The organism is Saccharibacillus sp. JS10, from assembly GCF_024436065.1.
Taxonomy (GTDB): domain Bacteria; phylum Bacillota; class Bacilli; order Paenibacillales; family Paenibacillaceae; genus Saccharibacillus.
This window is the reverse complement of sequence record NZ_JANFNS010000005.1, coordinates 281556-307643: the sequence shown is the minus strand read 5'-3', so window position 1 is coordinate 307643 and position 26088 is coordinate 281556. Positions and strand designations below refer to the sequence as shown.

Annotated in this window: 34 protein-coding genes; 33 read left to right on the top strand and 1 reads right to left on the bottom strand. The window is 36.2% G+C overall.

All coding sequences use genetic code 11. The features are described from left to right. Positions 1–76: 76 nt before the first annotated feature. The 29 genes from NOM90_RS16450 (at position 77) to NOM90_RS16310 (ending at position 22838) form a co-directional block, all read left to right on the top strand. Positions 77–1237 (top strand): tyrosine-type recombinase/integrase, encoded by a 1161-nt coding sequence (locus NOM90_RS16450; RefSeq protein ID WP_255943486.1) that lies wholly within the window; start codon positions 77–79, stop codon positions 1235–1237. Positions 1238–1397: 160 nt separating this feature from the next. Then, the gene (locus NOM90_RS16445) at positions 1398–1853 is read left to right on the top strand and encodes an NUDIX hydrolase (protein ID WP_255943484.1); all 456 of its coding nucleotides are present in this window, start codon (positions 1398–1400) and stop codon (positions 1851–1853) included. Positions 1854–2011: 158 nt separating this feature from the next. Then, positions 2012–2518 carry a hypothetical protein gene (locus NOM90_RS16440; RefSeq protein WP_255943481.1) on the top strand — a complete coding sequence of 169 codons (507 nt, stop codon included), beginning with the start codon at positions 2012–2014 and terminating at the stop codon, positions 2516–2518. A gap of 150 nt (positions 2519–2668) precedes the next feature. Next, on the top strand, positions 2669–3529 hold the full coding sequence (locus NOM90_RS16435) for an aminoglycoside phosphotransferase family protein (RefSeq protein WP_255943479.1): 861 nt from the start codon (positions 2669–2671) through the stop codon (positions 3527–3529). A gap of 488 nt (positions 3530–4017) precedes the next feature. Continuing rightward, complete coding sequence (locus tag NOM90_RS16430; protein ID WP_255943476.1) at positions 4018–5103, top strand: GTP pyrophosphokinase; 1086 nt, start codon at positions 4018–4020, stop codon at positions 5101–5103. Between the two features lie 163 nt (positions 5104–5266). Beyond that, on the top strand, positions 5267–5890 hold the full coding sequence (locus NOM90_RS16425) for a hypothetical protein (RefSeq protein ID WP_255943474.1): 624 nt from the start codon (positions 5267–5269) through the stop codon (positions 5888–5890). A gap of 167 nt (positions 5891–6057) precedes the next feature. Next, positions 6058–7185 (top strand): DUF6602 domain-containing protein, encoded by a 1128-nt coding sequence (locus tag NOM90_RS16420; protein ID WP_255943471.1) that lies wholly within the window; start codon positions 6058–6060, stop codon positions 7183–7185. Between the two features lie 161 nt (positions 7186–7346). Further along, positions 7347–8195, top strand: coding sequence for a hypothetical protein (locus NOM90_RS16415; protein ID WP_255943469.1), 849 nt, complete (start codon positions 7347–7349; stop codon positions 8193–8195). A 230-nt stretch (positions 8196–8425) separates the two neighbouring features. Next, positions 8426–9403: a HEPN domain-containing protein gene (locus NOM90_RS16410; RefSeq protein ID WP_255943467.1), complete on the top strand. Its 978-nt coding sequence runs from the start codon at positions 8426–8428 to the stop codon at positions 9401–9403. A 202-nt stretch (positions 9404–9605) separates the two neighbouring features. Continuing rightward, the gene (locus tag NOM90_RS16405) at positions 9606–10115 is read left to right on the top strand and encodes a hypothetical protein (RefSeq protein WP_255943466.1); all 510 of its coding nucleotides are present in this window, start codon (positions 9606–9608) and stop codon (positions 10113–10115) included. A 191-nt stretch (positions 10116–10306) separates the two neighbouring features. Continuing rightward, on the top strand, positions 10307–10549 hold the full coding sequence (locus NOM90_RS16400) for a hypothetical protein (protein WP_255943464.1): 243 nt from the start codon (positions 10307–10309) through the stop codon (positions 10547–10549). Next, positions 10550–10927, top strand: a complete 378-nt coding sequence (locus NOM90_RS16395; RefSeq protein ID WP_255943463.1) for a retropepsin-like aspartic protease — start codon at positions 10550–10552, stop codon at positions 10925–10927. It begins immediately after the preceding gene. 169 nt (positions 10928–11096) lie between these two features. Next, on the top strand, positions 11097–11492 hold the full coding sequence (locus NOM90_RS16390) for a hypothetical protein (protein ID WP_255943461.1): 396 nt from the start codon (positions 11097–11099) through the stop codon (positions 11490–11492). 231 nt (positions 11493–11723) lie between these two features. Further along, a complete protein-coding gene (locus NOM90_RS16385) occupies positions 11724–12398 on the top strand; it encodes a class I SAM-dependent methyltransferase (RefSeq protein ID WP_255943460.1) in 675 nt (224 codons plus the stop codon). A 271-nt stretch (positions 12399–12669) separates the two neighbouring features. Beyond that, the gene (locus NOM90_RS16380; RefSeq protein WP_255943457.1) at positions 12670–13101 is read left to right on the top strand and encodes a hypothetical protein; all 432 of its coding nucleotides are present in this window, start codon (positions 12670–12672) and stop codon (positions 13099–13101) included. 210 nt (positions 13102–13311) lie between these two features. Continuing rightward, complete coding sequence (locus NOM90_RS16375; RefSeq protein ID WP_255943455.1) at positions 13312–13602, top strand: hypothetical protein; 291 nt, start codon at positions 13312–13314, stop codon at positions 13600–13602. 156 nt (positions 13603–13758) lie between these two features. Then, positions 13759–14280: a GNAT family N-acetyltransferase gene (locus tag NOM90_RS16370; RefSeq protein ID WP_255943454.1), complete on the top strand. Its 522-nt coding sequence runs from the start codon at positions 13759–13761 to the stop codon at positions 14278–14280. 194 nt (positions 14281–14474) lie between these two features. After that, complete coding sequence (locus tag NOM90_RS16365) at positions 14475–15083, top strand: histidine phosphatase family protein (RefSeq protein ID WP_255943453.1); 609 nt, start codon at positions 14475–14477, stop codon at positions 15081–15083. A gap of 165 nt (positions 15084–15248) precedes the next feature. Further along, a complete protein-coding gene (locus tag NOM90_RS16360; RefSeq protein WP_255943451.1) occupies positions 15249–16319 on the top strand; it encodes a CHAP domain-containing protein in 1071 nt (356 codons plus the stop codon). A gap of 173 nt (positions 16320–16492) precedes the next feature. Continuing rightward, a complete protein-coding gene (locus NOM90_RS16355; protein ID WP_255943449.1) occupies positions 16493–16930 on the top strand; it encodes a hypothetical protein in 438 nt (145 codons plus the stop codon). A gap of 97 nt (positions 16931–17027) precedes the next feature. Beyond that, positions 17028–17357, top strand: coding sequence for a low molecular weight protein tyrosine phosphatase family protein (locus NOM90_RS16350; RefSeq protein ID WP_255943589.1), 330 nt, complete (start codon positions 17028–17030; stop codon positions 17355–17357). Between the two features lie 221 nt (positions 17358–17578). After that, complete coding sequence (locus tag NOM90_RS16345) at positions 17579–18190, top strand: histidine phosphatase family protein (RefSeq protein ID WP_255943447.1); 612 nt, start codon at positions 17579–17581, stop codon at positions 18188–18190. Between the two features lie 147 nt (positions 18191–18337). Then, positions 18338–18901, top strand: coding sequence for an ATP-binding protein (locus NOM90_RS16340; RefSeq protein WP_255943445.1), 564 nt, complete (start codon positions 18338–18340; stop codon positions 18899–18901). A 132-nt stretch (positions 18902–19033) separates the two neighbouring features. Further along, entirely contained in the window at positions 19034–19714 is a 681-nt protein-coding gene (locus NOM90_RS16335; protein ID WP_255943443.1) for a GNAT family N-acetyltransferase, read from the top strand. A gap of 53 nt (positions 19715–19767) precedes the next feature. Further along, positions 19768–20724: an aminoglycoside phosphotransferase family protein gene (locus tag NOM90_RS16330; protein WP_255943587.1), complete on the top strand. Its 957-nt coding sequence runs from the start codon at positions 19768–19770 to the stop codon at positions 20722–20724. 108 nt (positions 20725–20832) lie between these two features. Next, positions 20833–21219, top strand: a complete 387-nt coding sequence (locus tag NOM90_RS16325; protein WP_255943442.1) for a hypothetical protein — start codon at positions 20833–20835, stop codon at positions 21217–21219. A 204-nt stretch (positions 21220–21423) separates the two neighbouring features. After that, the gene (locus tag NOM90_RS16320; protein ID WP_255943441.1) at positions 21424–21786 is read left to right on the top strand and encodes a hypothetical protein; all 363 of its coding nucleotides are present in this window, start codon (positions 21424–21426) and stop codon (positions 21784–21786) included. A 47-nt stretch (positions 21787–21833) separates the two neighbouring features. Continuing rightward, on the top strand, positions 21834–22319 hold the full coding sequence (gene lepB, locus NOM90_RS16315; RefSeq protein WP_255943439.1) for a signal peptidase I: 486 nt from the start codon (positions 21834–21836) through the stop codon (positions 22317–22319). Between the two features lie 54 nt (positions 22320–22373). Beyond that, the gene (locus NOM90_RS16310; RefSeq protein WP_255943437.1) at positions 22374–22838 is read left to right on the top strand and encodes an NUDIX hydrolase; all 465 of its coding nucleotides are present in this window, start codon (positions 22374–22376) and stop codon (positions 22836–22838) included. A 70-nt stretch (positions 22839–22908) separates the two neighbouring features. Here the strand turns inward: NOM90_RS16310 and NOM90_RS16305 are convergent, their stop codons facing one another. Further along, a complete protein-coding gene (locus NOM90_RS16305) occupies positions 22909–23841 on the bottom strand; it encodes a helix-turn-helix transcriptional regulator (protein WP_255943435.1) in 933 nt (310 codons plus the stop codon). A 115-nt stretch (positions 23842–23956) separates the two neighbouring features. Between NOM90_RS16305 and NOM90_RS16300 the strand changes: the two genes are divergently transcribed. From NOM90_RS16300 to NOM90_RS16285, 4 genes are all read left to right on the top strand, one after another. Next, positions 23957–24448, top strand: a complete 492-nt coding sequence (locus NOM90_RS16300) for a cysteine hydrolase family protein (RefSeq protein WP_255943433.1) — start codon at positions 23957–23959, stop codon at positions 24446–24448. A 104-nt stretch (positions 24449–24552) separates the two neighbouring features. Then, a complete protein-coding gene (locus NOM90_RS16295) occupies positions 24553–24891 on the top strand; it encodes a hypothetical protein (RefSeq protein ID WP_255943431.1) in 339 nt (112 codons plus the stop codon). 22 nt (positions 24892–24913) lie between these two features. Next, positions 24914–25432: an NUDIX hydrolase gene (locus tag NOM90_RS16290; RefSeq protein ID WP_255943429.1), complete on the top strand. Its 519-nt coding sequence runs from the start codon at positions 24914–24916 to the stop codon at positions 25430–25432. 242 nt (positions 25433–25674) lie between these two features. After that, a complete protein-coding gene (locus NOM90_RS16285) occupies positions 25675–26070 on the top strand; it encodes a GNAT family N-acetyltransferase (protein WP_255943428.1) in 396 nt (131 codons plus the stop codon). Positions 26071–26088 lie beyond the last annotated feature (18 nt).

Below are 26088 nucleotides of genomic sequence, written 5' to 3'. Positions count from 1 at the left end.
ATCTTGAGGCCCTTTTTTGCGTAAAAATACGTCTTCCAAAATTTCCAGATGATGATAATATGAGGAGGCAAGCAAGATGAAGATTGAGTTGGTTTATCGCGATGCGCAGACTGTGGGAGTGAAGCTGGAACGGTACGGACCGGAGCAATTGAAAGGGATTCGTAGCGTGCCGGGTAGAGGGTATGTGGCAGACGAGAAAATCTGGACAATTCCGTATACGATTTTGAGCGTGGAGGCGTTGCTGAAGGCTTATCCGAAAGACTTTTTCGTCTGTGATGAACATTTGAAAAATGAAGACTTGTACTTGTGCGAGCAATTGGAGAGCCATCGACAGCAGCGTCAGAGGAAGCAGGCGATTGTGCCGATTGAAGAAGCGGAGTTATGGAGTCCAGCTCGGAAAAAGCAGTTGGAAGATGCGCTTCGAGCAAGAGGATACAGCGGGAAAACGATCAAAGCGTATACGCTTCAAGTGCAGCGGTTTTTTGCCGAAACGATGGTTAACGAGGGCGGAATTGACGATGCTGTGGTGCAAAAGTATTCGTTAAAGCTACTGGAAAAAGAGTTATCTCATGCGTATGTGAATCAAGCGATCAGCGCGCTCAAGTTCTATTTTCGCTATGTGTTAAAACGGTCGAATACGAATGGATATGTGCGTCCGAAAAAAGAAAGCAAATTGCCGGATGTGTTGTCGCTTGGAGAAGTGGCGAGACTTCTGAAAAGTGTGAATAACTTAAAGCATCGAGCGATGCTAGTGATTACGTATACGTCCGGGCTGCGCGTCGGCGAAGTCGTCCGGCTACGTCCAGAAGACTGCGATTGGGAGCGCAACGTGGTGAAAGTCCGTCAAGGCAAGGGGCGTAAAGACCGCCAGACGTTGCTATCCGAGACGGCAAGTGCGGTATTGAAGCCTTACATGGAGCAGGAAAAGCCGGAAGGTTGGTTATTCCCCGGTCAGCGAGAAGGACGCCATCTGACTGAACGATCCGCGCAAAAAGTATTTGAAAAAGCGTTGTTACAATCGGGGATTACAAAAGAAGTGAGTATCCATTCGCTGAGACATTCGTTTGCGACGCATTTGCTGGAGAACGGGATCGATCTGCGTTATATCCAGGAGCTGCTCGGGCACCAGAGCGTTCGGACGACGGAGAGATACACGCATGTGAGTCGGAGAGATATTGGACGGATTCAGAGTCCGCTGGATCGGATGGGTGGGGTGGAGGAGGATGGAGAGGAATAGAGTTCGTGAATAACCCGGTAGGAGTGGGTATTGGGAAGTTCGGGAATATCGGGTTGAGAGGGGTATAAGGGAAGTTCAGGAATAAGACGTTAAGTGAAATCGGGAAAGATCTGAATAAAAACAGTGTCAAACCTATTAAGACTAAAAGGACGTGAAAATATTGACGTACATAAAAGAATTAAGAGAGCTCGTAGGGACTCGTCCTATTATTATGGCAGGAGCATGTGTCGTCCTTATAGATGAAGCCGGTCGATTATTATTGCAACAAAGAACGGATAATGGTTTTTGGGGCTTACCCGGAGGTTCAATGGAGCCGGGAGAAGAAATGAAAGAAGTGGCAAGACGAGAACTCTTTGAAGAGATCGGATTAGAAGCTAAAGAATTAAAATTACTTGATATATTTTCAGGATCAGAACTTTATTATCAGTATCCACATGGTGATGAAGTATATAACGTTGTAGCAGCTTACGTATGTAAAGAATTCAATGGAACAATCAAAGGGGATGAAGTTGAAGTACGAGATATACAATTTTTTGAATTAAACAAGCTACCCGACCAAATAAACCCTCCAGACCTACCCGTTGTAACAAGATTTTTAAATGAAGTAAGATCATAAAAGCATTTTATAGTCAATCAAAGATGCTCCCGACATCACTTAACATAATATTTACGCTGCGGACATTCGTCCTTGGTCTGGCATACGCCAGACACCCGATATGCATCGGGTCGTAAATACAGGAACGTTAAGTGAAATTACTAAAGAGGAGTGAGTTCTTGATCCTAGATTATTTAAAGAAGTATGCCCAGAAGGCATACAGAGAAATTCACACGATAACGACCTCTCCACATTTCTTATTTTCCAATGACCCTAAGCTTATTCAAAATGAAGCTAATTATAACTACTTATACATACATGGGTTCAACAGATTGATTAAGAATAATCGAATATCTTCGGAGAAATTGATTGAAGCTTTTTCATACCTTGAGGAAGAAATCGTGGAATATCTCAAAAAACATTATAAAGATAAGGAATTTATATTCTATTTGAATGCAGATGCCTTAGTACCGGCATTTACAATGACATTGGTTTCTTATTATGGAGATCAGGATTTAAAAGAAAGCAGCTCCTTGACTGAACTGATTGATTGGTATAAAGAAAATGCTTGTTTTAATGGATTAGAAATTATAGAGAATGAGACTGATGAAGAACAGATCGAATCGGAATCAGAAGACATTTTACCCATTGTAGCAAAGAGATATATAAAGCTGATAAATACCTAGTTAGAATTTCAGAGAGGCTAGTAACTTCACTTAACATAATATTAACGCTGCGGACATGCGTCCTTGGTCTGGCATTCGCCAGACACCCGACATGCGTCGGGTCGTGAATACAGGAACGTTATAAGAAATCCCCGCGAAAGGCTGAAAAACATGAGCAATCTAATCAGAGATATTATTTGGATGGAAGGTAATGAAGCGATAGCTGCTTTATCCGATATTAAAGTCGTATTAGCTGTGGAATCCTTAGAATCTGGGCTTGAAGCAGAGGTGCATAAGATAAAGCTTTCCGACTCCAGTTTTGTACTTAAGATTTGGAATAGAACTTCAAAGCCAAATGTTGAACTTCAATATAAGTTACTTAAAGAGCTTTATTTTCGAGGTTTATCTGTATCACGTCCATTGGGATGGGGGTTAGATAAAGAAATGAACTCGGTATTGCTGACTAGTTTTGACGGCGTTCCGATTATGAGGGTTAATAAGCCTACAATAACTACGTTATCTAAGATATTGTCTGAAATACATAGGCTACCTATAGAAGAGATTGATTCTTCTTTGCTTCGTAGACATGAGTTTTTCAGTTACTTTTACCCTTCTATTGAAGAACACCATGATATCAAGAAAATACTAAGGGAACTGGTTAAGCTATGTGATATGAAACAAGATAGAATAATTCACGGTGATTTTAATTTAGGTAATGTTCTATTGGATGATGGGAAATATACAGTAATTGATTGGACGAACTTCCAGCTCGGAGATCCAAGGTACGATATTGCTTGGTCGGTAAGTTTAATGAAGATTTATGCTAGTGAAAGATGGGGTTCTATTTATCTTCAATCTTTTTTATCGAAGAACAAATACACATTTGAAGAAATGGAATTATATGAAGCAATAGCTAGTCTACGATGGGTATTACTGAATAGGATTGATGATTTACCAAAAGAGAAGGATACAATTAATAGAGTGAGAAACATATTGAAGAACAATAAATATATAAATGAAAGCTTGCTTTAAGTAACTCGAAGAAGGCGGGGACATCTTATAACAGAATATTTACGCTGCGGACATACGTCCTGGGTCCGGCATACACCGGACACTCGACATGCGTCGAGTCGTGAATACAGGAACGTTATACGAGCATGAAATTCGACGGAAGAACAAGTATAGGGAAAGAACGAAGAAAACGGGAAGTGGATTCACGCGAATCTTGGATTGGAAGTTTAGGAGCGCCAAAGAAGGAACGTTTCCATACGGAAACTGATCCATGAAGAAGGAATGCGGATTGACTGAGGGAAGAAGGTGCGCTTCCATCCGGAAGCAGACGGGATGTGAGTTTGCGGGAGAAAGCAGAGAAGCCCGTCGATTTCACGACATATAACATAATATTCACGCGGCGAGCCATACGGCTCTGGGTCTGGCAGTCGCCAGACACTCGACATGCGTCGAGTCGTGAATACGGGAACGTTATCTGAAACTAGTTTAAAAACGAGGAGAATAAAGATATGAGTGAATATTTAACTTCTGAAATAGAATTTGATTTTGAAGAACATAAACAAAAAACTATTTTGGAATATTTACAACTGCAACCTCAATATGAAGCTTTTAGTTCGTCATTAAAAAGTATTCTAGAACATTGTCTAGAACAAAGTGGAGTTTATTACCATTCAATAGAGGCACGTGCAAAATCAATTCAAAGTGTTGGAGAAAAATCAGCCAGGCCATCTAAAAGTGATCCTAATAGACCGAGGTATACTGAACCACTAAAAGAAATTACTGATTTAGCAGGGGTAAGAATCATCACATTTTTTACAAGTACTCTTCAACAGGTAGACGAAATAATAAAAAGAGAATTTGTTGTGTTGGAACGAAGTGACAAAAGCGAATTGCTTGATGAAAAGTTGGGCTACTTGAGTATTCATTATCTTGTAACACTCAATCATAATAGAAATAATTTGCTTGAGTATTCAAGGTTTAACCAGCTAATAGCTGAGATACAAGTTAGAACTATACTGCAACATGCGTGGGCAGAAATTGAACATGACATCCAATATAAATCGGAAGTCGCAATTACAAAATCAATAAGGAGACGTTTTACGGACCTAGCAGGCTTACTAGAAATAGCGGATAGAGAATTTCAATCTATTCAAGAAGAAGACGAGAAATCTCGAAATGAATCTCGTGCAAATGTTCGAGAAGGTCGATTAGCAGAAGTGGAGATTACTCCAGATGCGTTAAAGGAATATCTAAATAAAAAGTTCGGAATTGATGGTCGAATGACTGATTTTTCCTATAAGTATTTTGCTTCACATCTTATCGAAATGGGATTTAGTGATTTCAAACAAATAGATGATTGCATTAATGGCCTTGATTCAATTTCTATTAGCAGAACAATTTGGGGTCAGAGACAAGGACAGCTTTCTAGATTCGAAGATGCACTTCTAACTGGAATGGGTGAAAACTTTAAAAGATTGCACCCATATGCACAAAGGGAGAACAGAGAAGAGTGGTACTCTTTTTGGGATAGTAGATTTAAAAAGCTTGAAGAAGCTGGTATTGAGATTGGTAATTATGATCCTAATGCTTCTTGAGTTATTAAGCATACTCGAAGGTGATACTAGCATCAGATAACATAATATTCACGCTGCAGGCATACGCCCTGGGTCCGACATTCGTCGGACACCCGGCATGCGCCGGGTCGTGAATACAGGAACGTTATCCGAAATTATCAAAACAAAGGGATAGGGAACAATAATGATAATCACAACATTAATTACAAGTGGAATTCCAATCCTTGCGTTCGGTGTTTCAATAATCACCCTTCGTAATCTTATTATTACTAGAAGAACATCAGTTAAACCTTTATTTATTCCTAGTAGAATCAAAGAGTTTGTAAATGATGATAATCTTTTTGCTTGTAATTTTGAATACCCTATTACTGAAGACTGTTTAGGAGAGCCAAAGTTAGTCTTCTTCGGTATAAAAAATATAGGAAAGGGATCTGCAAATAATGTAAGAGTATTGAAGTTTTATAGCCAAGATCAAGAGCCACATATTTTTAGAGTAGGTTCAAATAGCATACGTATTCCAGAAGGTATTTCAATTCCTTTTGTCATAAGAGTGGCTAGAGCTGATGAGATTGAATATAGTTATGCCACCTATGTAACGACAATTATTTATGAAGATATCTTCGGAAATGAATTTTTCTTGAATATTAGATTATGGATCAATAATAATGAGGTCGCAGTAATTGAATATAATGACCTGAAAGAGCCTAAATGGAGAGAATTTGATACAGTCGTATGGCGTGAAGTTGAGAGTAATGGTTTTTTTGAGACGAGAAAATTAGAAGAAGAATTAAAATTAGATAGTAAATAATGAATGTGATTCGTAGAAGTAGATAACTTCGGATAACATAATATTCACGCTTCGGACATATGTCCTCGGTCCGGCATTCGCCGGACACCCAACATTCGTTGGGTCGTGAATACAGGAACGTTAAGCGAAACCGTTAACACAAATAATAAATTAAGGAAGATTAATTTATGAACGTAAAATTAATATTTAGAGAAGCCTCAAAAAAATTAATATCAGATTTTAATATTTCTGCACAGATAAACCATTCAGGGTCTACTGGAACTTATAGAGAAGGATCACTCAAAAGATTTCTTGAGGATGGAAGGGTACCTCGCAAATATTCTATAGGGTTTGGGGAAATCGTGGGATCGAATAGTGATACTTCAAAACAAGCAGATTTAATATTTTATGATAAAGAAAATTGTCCAGTGATCGTATTTGGCGAATCCATTCAAGTTTTTCCGAGCGAGTCGGTTTATGGAGTAATTGAAGTCAAATCAAAACTTTCAAAGCAAAAACTAATAGAGGGGCTTGAGAATATAGCTTCTTATAAGAAGCTTGTACCGAAAAACAATTCAGCTACACGTCCTTTTGGAATAATATTTGCATATAGCCTGGGAGGAAATTCATTAGAATCCCTTGAAAAAAATCTTAAAGAATATGAATCTAAAGTAGATTGTGATTTATGGCCTAATATGGTCGTAGTACTTAATGAAGGAATCATATTTCATATGAACCGACTCAAGAATAGTTTGAGAAGCGAAGAATTCAATATAAATACTCGATTAATTTCAATTCATTTTAAGGAGGATACTTTATTTGAATTCTATTTATCATTGTTTGACTTACTTACAAATAGCAGATTAGGGAAGTTGAACTTAAGAAAGTATAAAGAATTACCAAAGCAAGTAGGAAACCATTACGTAATAGGTCATGATAAGTTTGTTGATAGGGGTTCAGGGAACGTATTTGAATTGAAAGAAGAATTCATTGAGAAAGTATATAACCATTGCACCTCTCTAGGAAATATAGAATACAAGCAAGTACTGTTATTACAATTTGGTTCCCTACCTCAAGGAGTAGAAGAAAAAGATGTTGCATACAAAGTATATTATTATAATCCAGATAACCTACCTGGTTACCATGAAGTAGAGAACCCAGTTAGAAAAGATGGTGATACTTATATAATGCAAGTCAAATCAAATGTTCCTAGTCATACAATTACTATTGATGGAGAAAATTTCATCATTCCTAGAGCATATTTCAATGAAGAAGACATGCAAATTAGAGAAGGAGTAAAATCTAAAGATTTATAATAAATTTAAAATAGAGAGCGGCATCGCTTAACAAAATATTCACGCTGCGGGCATATGCCCTGGGTCCGGCATTCGCCAGACACCCGACATACGTCGGGTCGTGAATACAGGAACGTTAAGCGAAATTTCTGTAAACAATAAAATAAATTAGGGGTGATGAAATGACAATAAAACAAGAAATAAGAACCGGAAAATGCGCACTTTGTAATACACAAAAGACTCTACAAAACAGTCATATTATGCCGAAATTCGTATTTAAGTATCTAAAAAACTCTGGTGTAACAAAAAATATGAGAAATGCAAATAAACCTGATCAAAGAGTTCAAGATGGACACAAGGAGTATATGTTATGTAAAACATGTGAATTAAAATTTGGTGAGTTAGAAACTTTGTTTGCTAAAAAAGTATTTCACGCAATCAGAAAAAATGATAACAATTTTGTTCTTGAATATAAAGGTGATTGGCTTTATAAATTTTACCTTTCAATTGCTTGGAGATATTTATATCAATGTATTATGAAAAATGAATTCGAAGATTTTCATGAAAATGAAATAGGAGATATAAAGAAAAAAGTAGAGCAGTGGAGAGCATATCTAAATGGCGAGGAAAAAGAATGTGAAGAAATGATAACTTTACTGCCATTTACAACTAAATATATAAATTCAAAAATATATCCGGATGAACTTACGAAAAACTATTTTTCGAGAACTATTGAATTAAATAAAACTATTGAAAATAACGGATCTTGGGGGTTTGTTTATGTAAAGATGCCGTTTGTAGCAGGATGTATAAACTTTAAAAATTCAAATGTTGAAGATATGGAAGTTCCAATAATCTCAAAAGTGAGCGGAATTTTATTTGGAGAACCTTTTAAAGTACCTGAACTAATAGTACAAACTATGCAATTTGGATTTAACTCAATTAATGCAGCAGCAGAAAGTATGTCAGAATCACAGAAGAACAAAATTATAAAAGACGCTTTGAAAATGAAAGGAAAATCAAAGGAGTAATTTAGAAATCCTTTTTTAGATAAAAACATAAGTTCACATGCGTGAAATTTGTCTTTAGTTCAAGAAGACAGAAGCAACGCTTAACATAATATTCACGCTGCGGACATACGTCCTTGGTCCGGCATACGCCGGACACTCGACATGCGTCGAGTCGTGAATACAGGAACGTTATACGCAATATCGAAAACATAAAAATTATAGATAATAAATAAATTTAAGGAGGAATTAAATTGAAATATACATTTATAACAATTCTGCACAATCTGGAATTTGAGAGCGTTAAGAATAAAGGAGTTGAATTTTTTTCCAGAGCTCGTTTCTCTAATAGAACAGGAGTAATACAAAAATTATTAAATTCTGATTTAGTTAAATATAATGTTGGTGTTCATTCAGTAGATGAATTTGAAGGAGTAGTCTATTGTTATGTTAAAAATGAAATAGAGTATATAAAAACTAAAGAAGATATGGATCAAGTGGGTTCTAACCTGACATTTCACCTTTTGAGAATTGTACAAAGTTTTCTTACAGAACTTTGGGAAGTCAAAGATAATAATATTTATGTTAGAGACGGTTTTCTAATTGCGTATGAGAATGATATTGAAAATGGATTTACTTATAAAGCCTCTTTATCAGCAATTTTTAGTAAATCTACTTTATGTAATGATAAAACATTGTATAAAGACAGTGAATTAAATGTAGCTATTGAGAAATTCAAAAAAAACGAAAAAGAAAATTTATTTAATGAAAATACCGATTATAAAATTCCTACTGATGAAGTATTTTTTAAAAATAAAAAGTCAACTAGAATAGACCGCGCACATTATTTTGTTTTATCTGCTAGGGGTAGTTCTATTTTTCCTATGAAAATAGTTTATTATTGCACAGCATTAGAATGTTTGTTTTCAACTGCAAAAACTGAAATGAATTATAGAATTGCTGAAAGAGTCGCATTGATGTTGGGGAATAATAAATCTGACAAAAGGAAATACTTTGATCTTATTAAGAAAACTTATGATGTCAGATCAACCATAGTTCACGGATCAAGCTTGAAGGGTAACAGTGAAGAATTAAAAAATATATCTGAAGATCTAGATCAAGCTTTAAGGGAATTACTAACTACCCAAAACGATATCTTTGATAAAGAGGAAAAGGATATGGAAAAGTATTTTCTTGATTTGGTATTTGATAATAAATTCAAAGGAGACTGATCCTTCGTATAACATAATATTCACGCTGCGGACATTCGTCCTTGATCCGGCAGTCGCCGGATACTCGACATGCGTCGAGTCGTGAATACAGGAACGTTATACGACAATTCGGTAAAGAAGGTGAAGGACTATTTTTGAAAAATTTCAAACTGAGTTTAAAGATGCAATATTTGAAGATGATGTCTATCTTCGTCCAATCTTTATGAAAGAGATGAATACAGATCTGATCGTAGAATTCCATGTTTTTTTATATTCCACCGAAACCGTTATTCAAAAGTGGGAAGTTGAGTATAAACAAGTTAGAGATTATAAAATTACATTAGATTTTTTTAATGATATTGAACTTGAAACAAACCATCCTTTATTACTGGAGTATCTTGAACCCACTCAGGAATTATATTTTAAAGGCGAGTCAAAAAATGTGTTTAAGATCATAGGAGAATTATTAATACAGCATCAGAAGATAATGGATAACTGGATTGATTTTCAACATTATTTTAATGGAGATCTTGAATGGTTACTTAAGCAAAGCCAGGGACTTTTAGCAAAAGGTCCAGAGTCAATTATTACTACTTATAAAAAAGTGTTAGAAATCAATCAACTCCATCCATCTGTGATAAAATTCGATCTAAAACTTAAAAAATCTCTAGTGGCAATTATGGGGAAGTCTTTTATTATATGTGAAGAAGTAGAATTCAATAGAATTTTGTAGCCATTTCGAAGAAGTCCGAATCGTCGTATAACATAATATTCACGTTGCGGGCATACGTCCTTGGACCGGCATTCGCTGGACACTCGACATGCGTCGAGTCGTGAATACGGGAACGTTAAGTGAAATTCCAGTGAGAGTTACAAGCTTATGAAATGGTATAATATAACCATCAAAAGACAGGAGTGATAATAATGAAATGGGAAGAAGTTCAACAGATTTTCCCGAACCAGTTCTTAAAGTTTGAAGTTCTTCATTCGGAAGAAACGGACCATCAAGAAATCATTGATGATGTGGCTGTGATTGGACCGATCAGTGATGAAGAAGCCACCCGAGAATTACTGAACAGTCGAGATAAGACTTTGGTCTATCATACTTCTAAAGACCAGGTCATTGTGAAGGTGCGAAAAAATATAGGGTTAAGGAGAAGTCTTTAAATGAACATTGAATATAGAGATGGACTGTTATTTACAGAAATAACGGTCCATTTTAATAAGCAGAAGAAAATCATATCTAACATTGTGATCGATACCGGAGCTAGTCATAGCTTGATTTCACAAGATGAAGTCGATGAGATTGGAATTCATGTAGGAATTGAAGATGAGATCATAACCAGTTACGGAATTGGAGGCAAAGAGCATGCCTTCAGTAAACGAATCGAGGGTATACAGGTAGGGGATTTCGTTTTAAGAGATGTATACATAGACTTTACCTCATTCAAATATCACAATATTAACAGACTTTTAGGACTCGATGTACTAACTAAAGGAGAATTCGATATTGATCTAAAGGCATTTAAATTACTTCGTTCATAACAGATAAAGAACATAGGAAATTGAGTGAGTAATTCGATGAAGACTGGAACATAACTTAACAATATATTTACGCTGCGGACATACATCCTTGACCCAGCATTCGCCGAACACTCGACATACGTCGAGTCATGAATACAAGAACGTTAGATAAAATTCGGGAGAGATAAATATGAGAATACAGCCGATTGAGACTTGCCTCGGCGATCTAATAGGAAGAGATTGTATATTTCTAGATAAAATTAATCATAATTACATTGAAAATAATGTTGAGCTTATTGGTGAAATAAATGGAAGGTTAACTCAAATTGATAGCGTGGATTGGATCAAATATTCTCTAAAGTTTAAAGGTGTAAAGTATTTTAATATGGTCGAATTAGATATAAGTGATAAATATATAAACTATGATATTTCAAATTCAACATCTTTCTTTGAGATCTTAGATTCGGATTTAATTAAACATATACAATGTAAACGAGGGTGGAGTTTAAGACACTTTATTCTTCAAACCTATGACGACGTCTTTGAGGTAGCTGCAAACAATTATGAACTAAAGATTAATGAGTGAAATTGAATGTAAAGCTCCGAAGCCCCGAACATCATCTAACACTATGTTCACGCATCGGCGGACAAGCCGCCTTGGTCCCGGAAGATAAGTCGAAGAAGTGATTGCCGGGACACATCCGCACCACCTAACCGCATCGCGGCTGCCACTTCGTGGCTTAAGGTGGAGGGACGTCGTGAACACGGAAACGTTAGATGAAATGGCTGAAAACTTAAAAACCTTTGGAGGTCGCTTATGGGAGTAGATTGGTATAACTCTATCGCTATACGTAATGGCGGATATAAAACAAATGCTAAATTTCTAATAGAAGGCATTAATGCGGAAAATATTTATGAACAAGAATTAATTGAACTTCTTCCTAACTTTAATCAGGTGTTAGACGCAGGTTGTGGTCATGGTGATTTTACAATCAGAATGTCACAATTTGCAAAATCAATTGTAGGATTTGATAATTCGATTGAATTAATAAAGATTGCTAAATCAAATCAACTGAAAAGGGATAACATTGAATTTGTATTTACCTCAACAAAAGAAGATTTACCATTTAAAGATGAACAATTCGATTTTATATACGATAGAAGAGGGCCAACATCAATCCTAAATCATAGTCGAATTCTTCGATCTGGAGGGACAGTGTTTGGGATCCATTCAGGCGCACTAGAACTTGTTAAAGAGCGACTTCAACAAAATGGTTTTATAAATGTTGAGATTAGAGAATATAAGGACTCAAGAATTATATTTCCTAATCGAAATGAGTATGTAAAATTTGTTTCTGATATTCCTGGAAACCCAGATTACAGTGAAGATCGATATAAGGATGAAGTGGAAAAAATGATTATAGAAAATACGACTAATGGAATAATTCAAATAAAAGAATATAAATACATTTGGAAAGCACTAAAGCCTTGAAAGTAATTCAAGAAGCCAACCACATTATCTAACACCGTATTCACTCTGCGTCGCTATGGCTCTTTGGTCCGGCCGAAGCAGTAAGAAGCGGATTAGATTGGAGTAATTCAACAGCAGGGAAGTCTTTTCAGCCGAACAACCTTGAACTGCTTAACCGCGTCGCGGCCGTTCCCCCTGGTTACTTAAGGCAGTGAAGGTTCGTGAATAGAGGAACGTTATCAGAAATCTACACAAAGAAATGTCATCCATCTCATAAGGGAGAATAAAGACATTGAATTTAGAAGATCAGAAAGTGCTATTTAACATTTTCCATGATGGAACGCTATTTGAAATCATTAAAGATGGTAAAGATTATTTAATTAAGATTGAAATCCAGTACTTAGCTGAGCGAGTCAAATTAGGATTTGATTTATTTTATATTCAATTAACACAAACTCATGCAATTTTCTTTAAAGATAGCGAATCAGATCGTGTTATAGACGATGTGAGTCAGATTAACGAAATGGAATTAGAATTCTTACATACAGAGGTGAAAGAAGAGAGAATAAGCATTTTCTGTGGGAATGAAGAAAATAATAATTATGGTTTTTTGATAATTGAAGCAAAAGATATTCAAATCTTTGATCAAGAGCATAAGGATTTAGAACTGAACGAACTCAAACAAATGGCTCAAGACTATTGGAACGAATTTAAACAGGAGTAGTAGTATTCAAAGAATGAAAGTTAATTCAATGAGGGTTTAGACATCTGATAACAATACATTCAAGTTGCGGATATCCGTCTTTAGTCCGGCATATGCCAGACACTCGACATACGTCGAATCCAGAATACGGGAACGTTATCCAAAATTATTGCTAGCCCTAGAAGATTATAAAATTATATAGCCATAAAACCAGAAGGGATTGATTAATAGATGAATCAGAATGATCAAGACTTAATATCCTGGTTTGTTGAAGAAATGCAGTTTGAGACAATTCGTGAGGCGCACGAATGGGTTTATAGTGGTGCTTACAATGAAATAGGTAACTTGTTTGATGGTTATAAAACCAAAGATTCAAAATTAGCTTATGCACTATTATTTGAACTAGTAAGATCAAACACGATTTTTGGGCATAGATATGATGTGCATTGCGATGAGGAATATCTTGAAAAATCAATTATCTACAAGGTCTGGATAACTAATAAGCCATATGATTGTCTTTAATTCACAAAATATTTTAAGAATATTGATGAATTAGAAGAGGAGGTTATTATTAAGTTAAAAAGGAAGCATATTCAATCGAAGAAACTACGATTAATAAAAAGCTGAACACGTCATACGCAATGCCCTAAAAATATAAACCAAAAGGAATCCATGATCATGAGCGAATTAAAATTAGTAAAACCGCAAATAGAATTGAAAAATGAATATTTATCATTCTATCAAGAATGGATCAAATCGGGTGAGAACACCGTCCCTTGGGTCGTTAGTAAAGATCCAAGCGACTTTCAAGGTATGTTGAAGTCCTTATCGGACAATGAACAGGGTTATGGATTGCCCGAAGGATGGGTTCCAGATTCAACCTATTGGCTGATTAATCAAGACAACAAAGTGTTAGGTGCAGTGAATATAAGGCACAGATTGTCGGAATATTTAAATCATGCGGGCGGACATATTGGGTACGGTATTCGTCCAACAGAAAGGCAAAAAGGTTATGCCACTCTTTTATTGAAACTTGCTCTAAAGGAAGCAAAGAAATTAGGGATAAGTAAAGTTTTAGTCGTTTGTGACGCGGTCAATGTAGCATCCGAAAAAACAATCATAAAAAATGGCGGTACACCAGATGAGGATTTCATAGAAGATGATGGCAACGTAATAAAAAGATATTGGATAAAAAATTAGTGTATGAAGGATCATTCAGAGAAGAGGGTACTTCGCATAACATAATATGCACGCTTTGTGTATTCGCCCTTAATCTGACATTCGCCAAACACCCGACATGCGCCGGGCCTTGAATACCGGAACGTTACAAGAAATCAGCATAAAAACTTTTGAAAACCAATAAATAACTTCATCTATTCTGGGAGGGATTGTTTGTGAACTTATGTTTTTATCTTGTCAGACATGGCATAAAGGAGAAAGCAATCGGTGATGTTTCAATTACTCCGGCAGGAATCAAACAAGCACAAGAAACAGCCAAATACTTTTCAAAAATACCAATAGAAGCCATCCTATCAAGTCCCCTCAGAAGAGCGCAAGAAACCGCACATTATATTGCATCAGAAACCAACACAAAAGTCCTGACTGATGATCGGCTTCGGGAACGTGCGAATTGGGGAGATTTACCGGGGCAAAGCTTTGATGAGTTTGTAGAAATGTGGGAAAGATGTACACGCGATCCTGATTTTTTGCCACCTATAGGTGACTCTGCAAGACAGGCTTCCGAGAGACTTTCGTCTCTTTTAAAAGACTTCGCACATCAATTTCCATCAGGTAGTCATATCGTTCTCGTTACTCACGGCGGCCTAATAACTGATTACCTCACTAATACTTTTGATCAAAGTATACTAAATGAATTTTACCCGAACTTCGTAGTCGAACAAAGTAGCTTGGTCTCTGAGTGTTCCATTACTAAAATCAATTACGGAATAGACTTTTTGAATCTTCAAGAATTTGCATCAGTCGAACATTTGAACAAAAACTAACCTGATTTCGTCAAAAGATTTTTTACAGCATTCATCAGGGAATCGATATACATCAGGTGAATACAGGAACGTTATCGGAAATCCATATACATAATCCAATCACAAATGAGCTGCATTACTAATAGTATAGTCACACATTACCAAGTCAAGAAAGCAGGGATCGTTTTGACTATTTTACAATCACGATTAGAAAGTATTCGTACATTTATCAAGGAAACGATATGTACTACGGATAACAGTGCGCTAAAAAATCAGGAAGCTACTGTTCGACTATATGGAGTGTCCTCTCTTGCCTCGATGATCGCAATGAAAAGAGGGCTTGAACCGGAAATTGCCGCAATCGCAGGTTTACTTCATTGCTTTTACAATTATAAAACGGGTATTCATCATTATCCTGGAATCAATAGCGCTGAGGCGGTTAGGCCCATCCTAAGAGATTTCGGGGTTTTCTCCACTGAAGAGCAACTTATTATTTTGCGGGCAATATTTTATCAAGATCAGAGAAGACAAACTCATGGTCCATACGATGAATTAATCAAAGATGCTATTGTGCTGCATAACTTCTTACAGAACACGGAGCAAGCTGTAGTCCATCTGGATGCTAAAAGACTTTCAAGATTACTAGACGAATTTGCAATCCAAGCAGATTTTGTAGAGGGCAAAATTGAAAGGTCTGATGCTTCTAGTGACGTTGAAAACAGGCGCCAATTGTTGGCTGACATTTCGGAAGATCTAGCTGGGAAAAAGATTATAGGGATTCCAGAGGATAAACGATACCGTGAAATTTGCCAATACTGGCCTGACTCTGAAATCTATCAAGTACTCCAAAACAATTGGTGCGCCGCATTTGTTTATCATTGTTGCATGGTAGCTGGATTTATTCTTCCTATCCGTTATCCGAATGCAAGTTATCGGTTAGCGGGGGTTGGTGCAATATTAGAATGGGCGAAACTACCCGAGACTGGATTTTTCCATCTTGAGAATGAGGAAGGTTTTATGCCGGAACGCGGAGATATCGTTGTCTATAACAAGCTGTTATCCGATCACCCGCATGATCATATAGGAATCGTACTTTCGTGCGAAGAACATGAAATTTTAGTTGCTGAGGGAAATAGAGATAACGAGAACTATTCTAGTATTTTGAGAAGGAATAAAAAGGACTGTATTCTTGGTTATATTCGTATCGACAATGAATACCGATTTAATTTCGATGGTGTTTATAACCCTATCCTTTAGCTGCTTTTGCGATATTCGTTAATCTTATGTTGGCTGAAACGAAGAAGGAATCGATACATAATATCACGCTGCGTGAATACGTGCTTGATCGGACATTTTGGCATTCGTCGAGTCGTCAATACAGGGACATTATCAGAAATCAATAAAACCAAATTCAAGAAAGAAGCTCTTTTATGATGACTAAATGGAGTCCATGTTGGTATGAACTAGATCAGTCTATCGTAGTCGGTGATACTGACTATTTTTATTTACAAAGAGAACAACCGGCTTTCGCTAATGGTCCTGCATCAACAGAGGATCGCGAGGTAGAAGCCAAGATTTTAAGTATTTCTCATCAAATCTTAGGGCCAATAAAAGGAATAGTAACTGAAGCGTTAGAATATTCGTTTTTTCTTGAGAAGGGGAAAGTGATAAGAGTCAATGCAGAAGAAGAGCCGGGGAAAGTCTCTAGTCAACAAGTAAATATACAAGATTGGAGTGTGGATGTAGAAATACATCTTTTTAAGGAAACAGGATTAACTTCGAAGGATCGAATAGATCAACTGACAGAAAGAGAACGGGTAGAAAGAAAAAGCAGGCAAGAGTTTAGATATATAAAATTACTTGAATGAGAATATGGAAGATTGATTTTATTAGATTTTATAAGAAATCCGGTTAATAGCTAAATACAATAAACCAAAATAATAGATAAGAGACAGGTGACGAAGCATTAAATTACTATTTATTTGCAGTCGAAACAAATGGCGCAGCTTAACAGCAGAGAAGATTTTTGATGCATACAATGAATATCAAGTACGATCTGCTGGAACAGAAGAGGGAGCTAGAATTAGAGTCACAGAAGGACACATTGGATGGGCAGAAATGATTTTTGTAATGGAGAAAAAACACGTAAGAAGGCTTAAAGATAAATTCTCAGATAAACTAATAAACAAACGCTTGATATGCTTGAATATACCGGATGATTATGAATATATGGATGAAGAATTAATAGAGGTATTGAAATCAAGAGTGTCGGAATACATTGAAGTCCCAGAATAATAGTTAAAACAAGAGTAACGAAATAGGTAAAAGAGCATGTTGTAAGTAGCCTCAGGGAGACCCCGATATCTTGTAATCTTCATTGGTTCGGCAGTCGCTGGACACCAGACATATGTCGATTCATAAATGTAAAAACGTTATAAGAAATCAATGACAATCAAGTCTGATTAAAATCCGAATCAACTAAATCCAGATAACAATATACTTAGGAGGAAAGAAACTTGGCTATTTATTTTGTCAGACATGGTGTGGACGATGAAGGTTATCGTGGGGGATGGAGTCAAAGAGGACTTAATACTGAAGGTTACAGGCAATCAGAAAAACTAGGTCGTTATCTTAAGGATAATCAAAGTTCTTTTCAAATAAATCGTATTGTAAGTAGTGACTTGCAACGAGCACTGGATACGGCAAACGAAATTGCTAATTTTCTGGATTTGCCTATTGAAACTAACAATGTCTGGAGAGAAACAAATAACGGCGTAATTGCAGGAATGCCTAATGAAATCGTTGATGAGCGGTTCCCAGGTTTATATTTTTCAAGCTTGCGCATGGACGAGAAGTACCCTGGCGGAGAGAGTCCACAGGATTTTTATTTACGGATTAAGAAGACCTTCAGACATTTATGTGAAGAACAATCATTGAAGAATCCTCTTGAGAATGTAGTTGTTGTTACTCACGGTGGAGTTATAAGCGTAATCTATCATATTCTAAAAGGTTTAGAATGGACAAATAAAAATAAATCTTTCCCAGCTTCAAATACAGGGATACATAAAATCGAAAATATCGACGGACACTGGACAATCTCTTTAGAAAATTCTCTAGAACACGTATAAGTTCAGTAGATTTTTACGTTAGTGAACAATTTGTGCTCCGTACATATACTTTTGATCCGGTAATCGTCGGATACTCGATATCCTTCAAGCGATGAACATAGTAACGCCATCTGAAAGATTTTCAAAATACTGATTGGAGAATATTTGATGAACCGTCTAATAATTATGACGATCGGAAAAACTCATAGTGGAAAAACCACGTTTGCCAAAGAGTTAGAGTCCATCCTACAACAAGCCATAGTCATCGATCAGGATAATCATGCCGAATTTATTAATAGTCACTATAAAAAACTTCTAGCCACAGAAGGCGCTAATACTTTGAAATTTTCGATAACAAATACGGTTGTTCGTTACGCAATGGAGCAAAGCGATATGCATATGATCTTAAGTAACGCTAATTTAAATAAAACAGTAAGAAGCGACATACTCCAGAACTTTCACGACAATGGATTTGAAAGTGTAATCGTTTACTTTAATTTGCCTAATGATTTATTGGAAGAACGCATTGGAAGATCTCAAAGAAGTAAAGCTATATTTAGAAATGCTTCAAACTTTTTAGAAGTGTTAGAGAGACAGACAAACATAGAAGAAGTTCAACCTGCTAAAAATGAAGCTAATTATGTATTTGAAATTAAAGATCCTAGTGAGACTTCGAAAATTATTCAACATATAAAAGAAATAAGTGAATTTAGAGCATCCGAAGAAGAATAATTCATCCAATCACATCATATTCACGTTGCGGACATATGCTACATATCCCGCAAACGTCCTGCAGCGAATACAGGAACAACACAAAAAATTAGCGTCAAGACAAAAACAAACAGACAGGAGCTAATACTGATTTTGTTAAATGACAATGACTTAATGCAGATTCAAGCGGAAACCTTATATCTGCTTAATGGCAACCAAATCATTGGTATCAACGAACCTAAGCAGCACACCAATGCTCCGCTTCTATTTTTGGGCAAGACTTCAACTGCAATTTTTAAATACTCAAGCGTCGATCTTCCTCAAACAGTGATAGAAGAGGTTGACCAAATCATTCAGAAGGATCTAAACATCGTTCTGCTATACAACGCTTTAAGTAAATATAAAAGTTTAAAAAGTATATGGACCGGACCGGCCTACAGAATTCCTGAACTTAACATCCCTATCCGAGATGAAAATATTTGCGTCATTACGGAATCGAATAGACATTATTTAAATCGATATTTCAATGATGTGAACGAAGAATATGAATATAGAAGTCCAATAATCGCTTTTGTAGATCAACATCATGCCGTTTCAGTTTGTTGCAGCGCAAGAAAAACAAATAAAGCGATTGAAGCCAGCTTACATACGATTGAACCTTATCGAGGAAAAGGAATTGCAACTCAATTGGTGTCATTTTGGAGTGATGATGTGAGAAGCCGTGGCTACATTCCTTTATATAGTACGTCATGGGACAATCTACATTCTCAAAGAGTAGCTCAAAAATTAGGATTTGTTCAATATGGAATAGATTTTAGTATAAGTGCCGAATGAGAGCTTTATTTACACTCATCCTATTTTAAAAAGATAAGAGGTGCTTCCCGGTGATGCCTAATACAGACGCAAAATCAAAAGTACTGAGAACATACAACATTAACGAAACCGATTTAATAGGTTCCGGAATGGAAGCCGAAGTCTATCGTTATGGTGAAAATAAAGTATTAAAAATATATAATGGCACATCCAATTACGAAAAACAGGAACGTTTAAAACATCTTTACGATTCTATTCAATCTAGCGATGTTAGTTTTGAATTTCCCTATATCTACGATATTGCGGATGAAGATAACCTAGTGGTCACTATTGAAAAACGAATCGCAGGGGAAAATATGCAGAATGTGTTATCCCGACTAAATGACAAACAGATAGATTCTATGATGAAGACTTACCTTTCGGCAAGTTTGGAAATGCAAGCGGTGAAATTAAATCCGAAGTTTGAAGGATACAAGTTATTCGATGACTACAGAATTCCAGCATCTCATCAAAAGGACTGGCATGATCTGTTAAAGCAATATGTCATGAAAAAACAAAATGAGGTCAATAGATATTTTTCAAAGGATGTTGTGCATTATGAAGAAAAACTAAAAATAATACTGGCGAATTTATCGTCTGAATATCAAGGTAACTATTCGTTGATCCATGGAGATTTCTATCCAGGGAATTTACTTGTTAATCAAGAAGGCAAAATTACCGGCTTGATCGATTTTGGATTAATGACGATGTATGGCGATTACTTATTCGATATTGCGACAGGTTGGGTATTTTTTGATATGTACGATGAATTGAAGGCGAATATTTTGGAAAGGTATTTAGACGTAATGATTAGTACGCTCGGTGAAGAAGTCAGAGGCAAACTTTATTTTTATGTATTGATCTTCAGTCTGATTTCTGCGAATTTCTATTCTGAAGATTGTAGCGACGGTCATTATCAATGGTGTGTAAAGAATTTGAATAATGAAATGTATTGGAACTTTAAAGATCATTTTTTGAACTCTTCGTTTTGACTTAGCCGTATACGAGGACGGCAGACCAATACCAATACAGTTTGGCAATATTTCAAAGAAGCGGTACTTAAATAAACTTTTCAAATCAATAATTAAGAAGGTGAGCATATGGAGTCAGTCTTATCTTTTCAGAAGATTTGGGAAGATGAACACCTTATTGAGCTATCGATCAGGGCGATATCAAAGAATATATCTTGTAATATAGATGTTTATGTAGATAGTACGATGATTAATGATCTTATTGAAGGTCTTTCTTGTTTTGTGAATCATCAACAAACATTTGAATGGATAGTAAGCGATAAAAGCGATCAAACTTCGAATTACTTTTTTTTGAGGCCTTATTTTTATAACAAGAGTATGCACATTGCTCTGGAAATTGAAATGATAGAGAAGACAAGCGGAGTAGATCAGTATAAAGCTAATTTTTATTTGCGAACAGAGATGAGTTATATCGATGAATTGATCAGAAAATTAACCTATCTTACATCTGAATAGCTCAAAGTTAGAACAGCATTACACTTATAACGAGCCTGGAACAAAAAAGCACTTAAAGAACTCGCCAAATGAAAAAGATACAGCGTAATAAATCATAAGTCATCGAAAATGAACCTCGGTGTCTTATTCTCTGTATTTTTAAGTATTCAAACATCCATTAGATATGCTACATGTATCGATTCACTCAAGAAAGGACTACTTAGAATGGAAAACGTCACTGATGCAGAGAAGTTAGAGTCTATCCAGTCCTTTCATTCTACAATCCGTAAATTAGAAAATGCCAAGGCTCAGATGACGGAGAAAGGAGCAAATATTACTTTAGTCACGAAAAGACTTCAAGCTCTATATGTGGGTCTATCCGTACTGGAATTGGTTTGGAATAAAACACCCCATTCTTATAACCAAGAAGAAATAACAGCGGCTCGCAATGTTCTTGCTGGATTATTACCATCGGTCAACTCCAGTTATGATAAGGCAAAAGAAGGTAGCCCGCAAAAGACACTTCTGCAAAGAAGAATAAAATCATTGGAATTAGCGATTCAAGCCATAGATGAGCTTTCTAATTAATGACTTATTGAAAAGAAGTTTTGAATAGACGAAAGGAGGAATGAAAGATGCAAATTCTATTTATTATTCTTATCTTATTTTCTGGGGTTGGAGCAGAATTAAGTCCCTATGCGCAGTATGTCGCGGAAGGACCATCTATGGAACCTACAATATCGCCCGGTGATAAATTGTTGGTGGACAAAGAATATTACAAAAGTAATCCTTTTGAACGCGGTGATATTGTCGTGTTTTTTACTCCGAACGAGGAACAGTATTTCAAAAGAGTGATAGGCTTACCTGGAGAAACTGTCAAAATTCAAAATGATAAACTATATATCAATAATCAGATTCAAGATGAACCGTATATTGAAGACGAAATCAAAAACAGGCATAAATACGGAGACAGATACACGCTAGATTTTGCTGAACAGAAGGTTCCTGATCATACAATTTTTGTGTTAGGCGATAACAGAAAAAACAGTCTCGATAGTAGATTTTTTGGAACCATTAAGATTGAAAAAGTAATAGGAAAAGTAGAAGATATAAAGCTATAGATAGATATGCCGGACGTAAGTAGCAGCCAATCCTAATCTGAGGGGCGAACACCAATGATGATTTCTTTTGACATCGATTCAAGTAAATTTAATTTTCGTGCCGCATGTATCGTTATTCAGAACAATAAAATACTTTTTCAACAAGCGGAAGGAGAAGATTATTGGTTTCTACCGGGTGGCAGAGTGGAGCTTCATGAAGATACAACGGAGACCCTTTCAAGAGAACTTAAAGAAGAATTCGGATTTGAAGTGAGCGGGCATCAACTGGTATGGATCGTAGAGAATTTTTTTGAATTAGAAGGGAAAAAGTTTCACGAAATTGGGTTCTATTACAGGGTAACCATTCAATCAGTTGATGAAGAGAAAGAAGAGATTGGAATAGAACCGGGCTACCGAAATAGGTGGATCGATCTGAAAGAGCTTGATCAACACAAAATCGTCCCTTCGTTTATTAAAGATGAATTACTGAAAATGAGTGTGGAAGATCAAGGCGTTAAACATTTTATACACCGTGATTGATTGTATTCTGGAGGGCTACTCTTTCATATAATAATCAAAATCGTTTATCTTTTTCACATTCCTTCACGTATTAACGTTCATACAACGCAGCGATATGATATATCCTACGTTTCATTTCTGCACGAATATGTACTGGCTCTAAGCACTCGCATTTATCCCCGAAACTAAAAAGAACATTGTAATAGTATTCGTTCTCTATAAAAGGAAAACTAACGATGTAGTGCTCATCACCGTCTGGCGAAAAGTGTTCATACGTGCAATAATCCAATACCCTGTCCATGACAGATTGATGAATACGGATTTTGATTTTTGTTTGGAGCGTTTTCAAAATGTCTGTGAAATCTAACTGCGGTTTTTCATAACCCCGTGGCGTGAATACGTCCTCTTGAATGAGTAAGTTTGATATACGGGATAGTCTAAATAAGCGAAAATCGTTTCGGTTAAGGCAATACCCTTGGAAATACCAATGACTGCTTTTCAATACAAGCTGGTAAGGCTCGGCTTTTCGCGTAGTTTGATTTCCGTAGCGGTCTACATAGTTAAAAGAAAGTAGCTTGCTTCGCTGCATAGCTGTTTTGATCATTTCTAAATAAGATTGTATATTCCGGTTGCCGATCCACGGACTTAAATCTACATAGATTTGATTTGCTTTTACTTCAATGTCTTTTGCTCGTTCGGCTGGAATAAAGCTTTTGACCTTCGCAAAGGCATTTATCAGTTCATCGCCATGAATCATGTTAGAAAGACTCAAAAGCCCCATCAAGATAGCAGAAAGATCCGCAGTCGAAAAAACCTTCCCATCAATCTTATATTCCTGCATAATCTCAAAGCCGCCGCCGACTCCCGATGTAGAACGAACAGGAATTCCTGCCATATTGATCGTGTCGATATCGCGGTAGATTGTGCGGGGTGAAACTTCAAACCGATCGGCTAATTCCTGTGCGCCTATACGCTTTTTATCAAGAAGTATCATAATAATGCTAATAAGCCTGTCCACTTTCATGGGATAGCCGCCCTTCAATATTGGTTATTGCCCTTGCAGATTGTTGCCATACTGTTGTCAATAATTACAACGTATGATAAACAAGCAAGCAAATCAACCATTTGGAGGAAGTATCATGCAAAAACAAGCTTTGGTCATCATCGATATTCAAAATGATATCACCAAAAATTACAAAGATGTGATCGGCAATATTAATCAAGCTATTGATTGGGCAGTCGATAATGACATTCATGTTGTTTATATCAAGCATGAAAATTTATCAGCCGGCACAAGAACACTTAAGCCTAATACATATGGATCTGAGTTAGCTGTAGACTTGCAAATCGCATCCAAAAATATTTTTACTAAATCCAAACAAAATGCATTAAGCTGCGAAGAATTTGCCGACTTTATCGATCAGCATGAAATAGATGAGTTCTGCATAACAGGAGCAGATGCTGTAGCTTGCGTGAAGTCCACTTGTTACAACTTACGCAAAGCCAATTATAGCGTTAATGTCTTATCCGATTGCGTGACTAGTTACGATAAAAAGAAAATAGACGAGATGATGCGTTATTACGAAAGTAAAGGAAGTCAAATTATTTGTTTGAATGACCTATTAATGTAAGATATTATATAATGAACGGTATAGTACGGCGGGCGCTTTTGCGTCCGCTGCTTTGTTTGTACTGGTCAATGTTGTACGTCTTAAGACTTGAGGAGAGAATTAAATTGATTTTTAAAACCTTTAAAACATTTTTTGCTTTAATACTGTTGGTCACGATCTTTACTGGTTGCGAAAAACAGAGCCATACAACTACGAGTTCAATCGCAACATTTCTTCGCGTGACTGAGAAACATTATTCTGACGATTACAAAGAAAAATGGATTATTGGTTATAACTCAAGTGCCGAGGAAATAGAGGAAGTACGAATAGAAGTCGAAGATGCAAAGGTCTGGAATCTTATTGCAGTGAACAAAGAGTATTTTGTTTCGTACCAAGGATCTAAAGAGAAACGTTATGTGTTGAGTGAAATCCAACATGTTGGAGATGAAGATACTTTAAGATGATTAGAGGGAGAAGGTAATCGAATTGAAATTGATTAGGAGAATAACAGACAGTGATATGTTTGCGGGTCCTATAAAAATAATAAAAAATGCAACACGATACGCTTCTAGAGGTGTACTTATTGATGAGCGTAATTATGTAGCTATGATGTGCATGTCAGAACTCAACTTATATAAGTTACCAGGTGGAGGAATTGAAGAAGGCGAAAGAAAAGAAGAATCTTTTACAAGAGAGATTAAAGAAGAGACAGGGTACGTAGCTAAGATAATCTACGAGCTAGGGTATATTGAAGAACACAAAAATAGAAATGATTTTATGCAAGTTTCATATTGTTATATAGCAAAGGTAAACGGAGAGCCTGAGGCAATACAATTAAGTGCTAGTGAAATAGAATCAGGGATGTTAATGAAATGGATGACTTTAGAAAACGCATTAGAAGTAATGAACAATTCGTTAACACGTTGCACTGATTACTCAACAAAATTCATGATGATACGCGATAAGACAATCTTAGAGAACGCAATAGAAATATTAAAAAAGTAATTATATTCTCTGTGAGAAGCTTGATCTCAACAGAACCTTAAGACAGTGTAAGCCGTTAATAGAGTAAAGATATATTGAATCATTCATTATTAGTAATTCCGTAAATGGATGATATTTTTGAATAGACCTTAACTGAATACGCCAAGTCAGCGCTTCTTTACTTTTAAATGGTAGTGGCAAAGATATAGATACTAGCCATGAGGGCAATTCATTGAATTAAAAAGCAAAAAGGAGCCATGACAATGATCACATACTCAGAAGACAAACGACTCAACGCTACAGACGTAGCCAAAGTATTTGAAAAATCAGGAATAAAAAGACCGCACGAAGATATAGATCGAGTGCAAAGAATGATAGACAACTCGGACATCATGATTAGTGCATGGGATGGTAATAAAATGATCGGGATTGCAAGAGCATTGACCGATTATTCGTATTCTTGCTATTTGTCGGACCTTGCAGTAGATCGAGACTATCAAAATCAAGGAATCGGAAAGCAATTAGTGAATAGACTGCAAGATTTATTAGGAGACGAGACGTCTTTGGTATTAATTTCGTCTCCAGCAGCCATCGAATTCTATCCCCTGATCGGATTTGAGAAAACGGATAAAGCCTATATCATTCCCAGAAAGAAATAAGAAATAAATGTGTAGAAA

Excerpts from the sequence above, each read along its gene's own strand:
- NOM90_RS16450 (WP_255943486.1), top strand. The coding sequence starts at position 77 with ATGAAGATTGAGTTGGTTTATCGCGATGCGCAGACTGTGGGAGTGAAG.
- NOM90_RS16435 (WP_255943479.1), top strand. The coding sequence starts at position 2,669 with ATGAGCAATCTAATCAGAGATATTATTTGGATGGAAGGTAATGAAGCG.
- NOM90_RS16430 (WP_255943476.1), top strand. The coding sequence starts at position 4,018 with ATGAGTGAATATTTAACTTCTGAAATAGAATTTGATTTTGAAGAACAT.
- NOM90_RS16425 (WP_255943474.1), top strand. The coding sequence starts at position 5,267 with ATGATAATCACAACATTAATTACAAGTGGAATTCCAATCCTTGCGTTC.
- NOM90_RS16420 (WP_255943471.1), top strand. The coding sequence starts at position 6,058 with ATGAACGTAAAATTAATATTTAGAGAAGCCTCAAAAAAATTAATATCA.
- NOM90_RS16415 (WP_255943469.1), top strand. The coding sequence starts at position 7,347 with ATGACAATAAAACAAGAAATAAGAACCGGAAAATGCGCACTTTGTAAT.
- NOM90_RS16405 (WP_255943466.1), top strand. The coding sequence starts at position 9,606 with ATGAAAGAGATGAATACAGATCTGATCGTAGAATTCCATGTTTTTTTA.
- NOM90_RS16400 (WP_255943464.1), top strand. The coding sequence starts at position 10,307 with ATGAAATGGGAAGAAGTTCAACAGATTTTCCCGAACCAGTTCTTAAAG.
- NOM90_RS16395 (WP_255943463.1), top strand. The coding sequence starts at position 10,550 with ATGAACATTGAATATAGAGATGGACTGTTATTTACAGAAATAACGGTC.
- NOM90_RS16390 (WP_255943461.1), top strand. The coding sequence starts at position 11,097 with ATGAGAATACAGCCGATTGAGACTTGCCTCGGCGATCTAATAGGAAGA.
- NOM90_RS16385 (WP_255943460.1), top strand. The coding sequence starts at position 11,724 with ATGGGAGTAGATTGGTATAACTCTATCGCTATACGTAATGGCGGATAT.
- NOM90_RS16375 (WP_255943455.1), top strand. The coding sequence starts at position 13,312 with ATGAATCAGAATGATCAAGACTTAATATCCTGGTTTGTTGAAGAAATG.
- NOM90_RS16370 (WP_255943454.1), top strand. The coding sequence starts at position 13,759 with ATGAGCGAATTAAAATTAGTAAAACCGCAAATAGAATTGAAAAATGAA.
- NOM90_RS16355 (WP_255943449.1), top strand. The coding sequence starts at position 16,493 with ATGATGACTAAATGGAGTCCATGTTGGTATGAACTAGATCAGTCTATC.
- NOM90_RS16340 (WP_255943445.1), top strand. The coding sequence starts at position 18,338 with ATGAACCGTCTAATAATTATGACGATCGGAAAAACTCATAGTGGAAAA.
- NOM90_RS16330 (WP_255943587.1), top strand. The coding sequence starts at position 19,768 with ATGCCTAATACAGACGCAAAATCAAAAGTACTGAGAACATACAACATT.
- NOM90_RS16325 (WP_255943442.1), top strand. The coding sequence starts at position 20,833 with ATGGAGTCAGTCTTATCTTTTCAGAAGATTTGGGAAGATGAACACCTT.
- NOM90_RS16320 (WP_255943441.1), top strand. The coding sequence starts at position 21,424 with ATGGAAAACGTCACTGATGCAGAGAAGTTAGAGTCTATCCAGTCCTTT.
- lepB (WP_255943439.1), top strand. The coding sequence starts at position 21,834 with ATGCAAATTCTATTTATTATTCTTATCTTATTTTCTGGGGTTGGAGCA.
- NOM90_RS16310 (WP_255943437.1), top strand. The coding sequence starts at position 22,374 with ATGATGATTTCTTTTGACATCGATTCAAGTAAATTTAATTTTCGTGCC.
- NOM90_RS16305 (WP_255943435.1), bottom strand. The coding sequence starts at position 23,841 with ATGAAAGTGGACAGGCTTATTAGCATTATTATGATACTTCTTGATAAA.
- NOM90_RS16300 (WP_255943433.1), top strand. The coding sequence starts at position 23,957 with ATGCAAAAACAAGCTTTGGTCATCATCGATATTCAAAATGATATCACC.
- NOM90_RS16285 (WP_255943428.1), top strand. The coding sequence starts at position 25,675 with ATGATCACATACTCAGAAGACAAACGACTCAACGCTACAGACGTAGCC.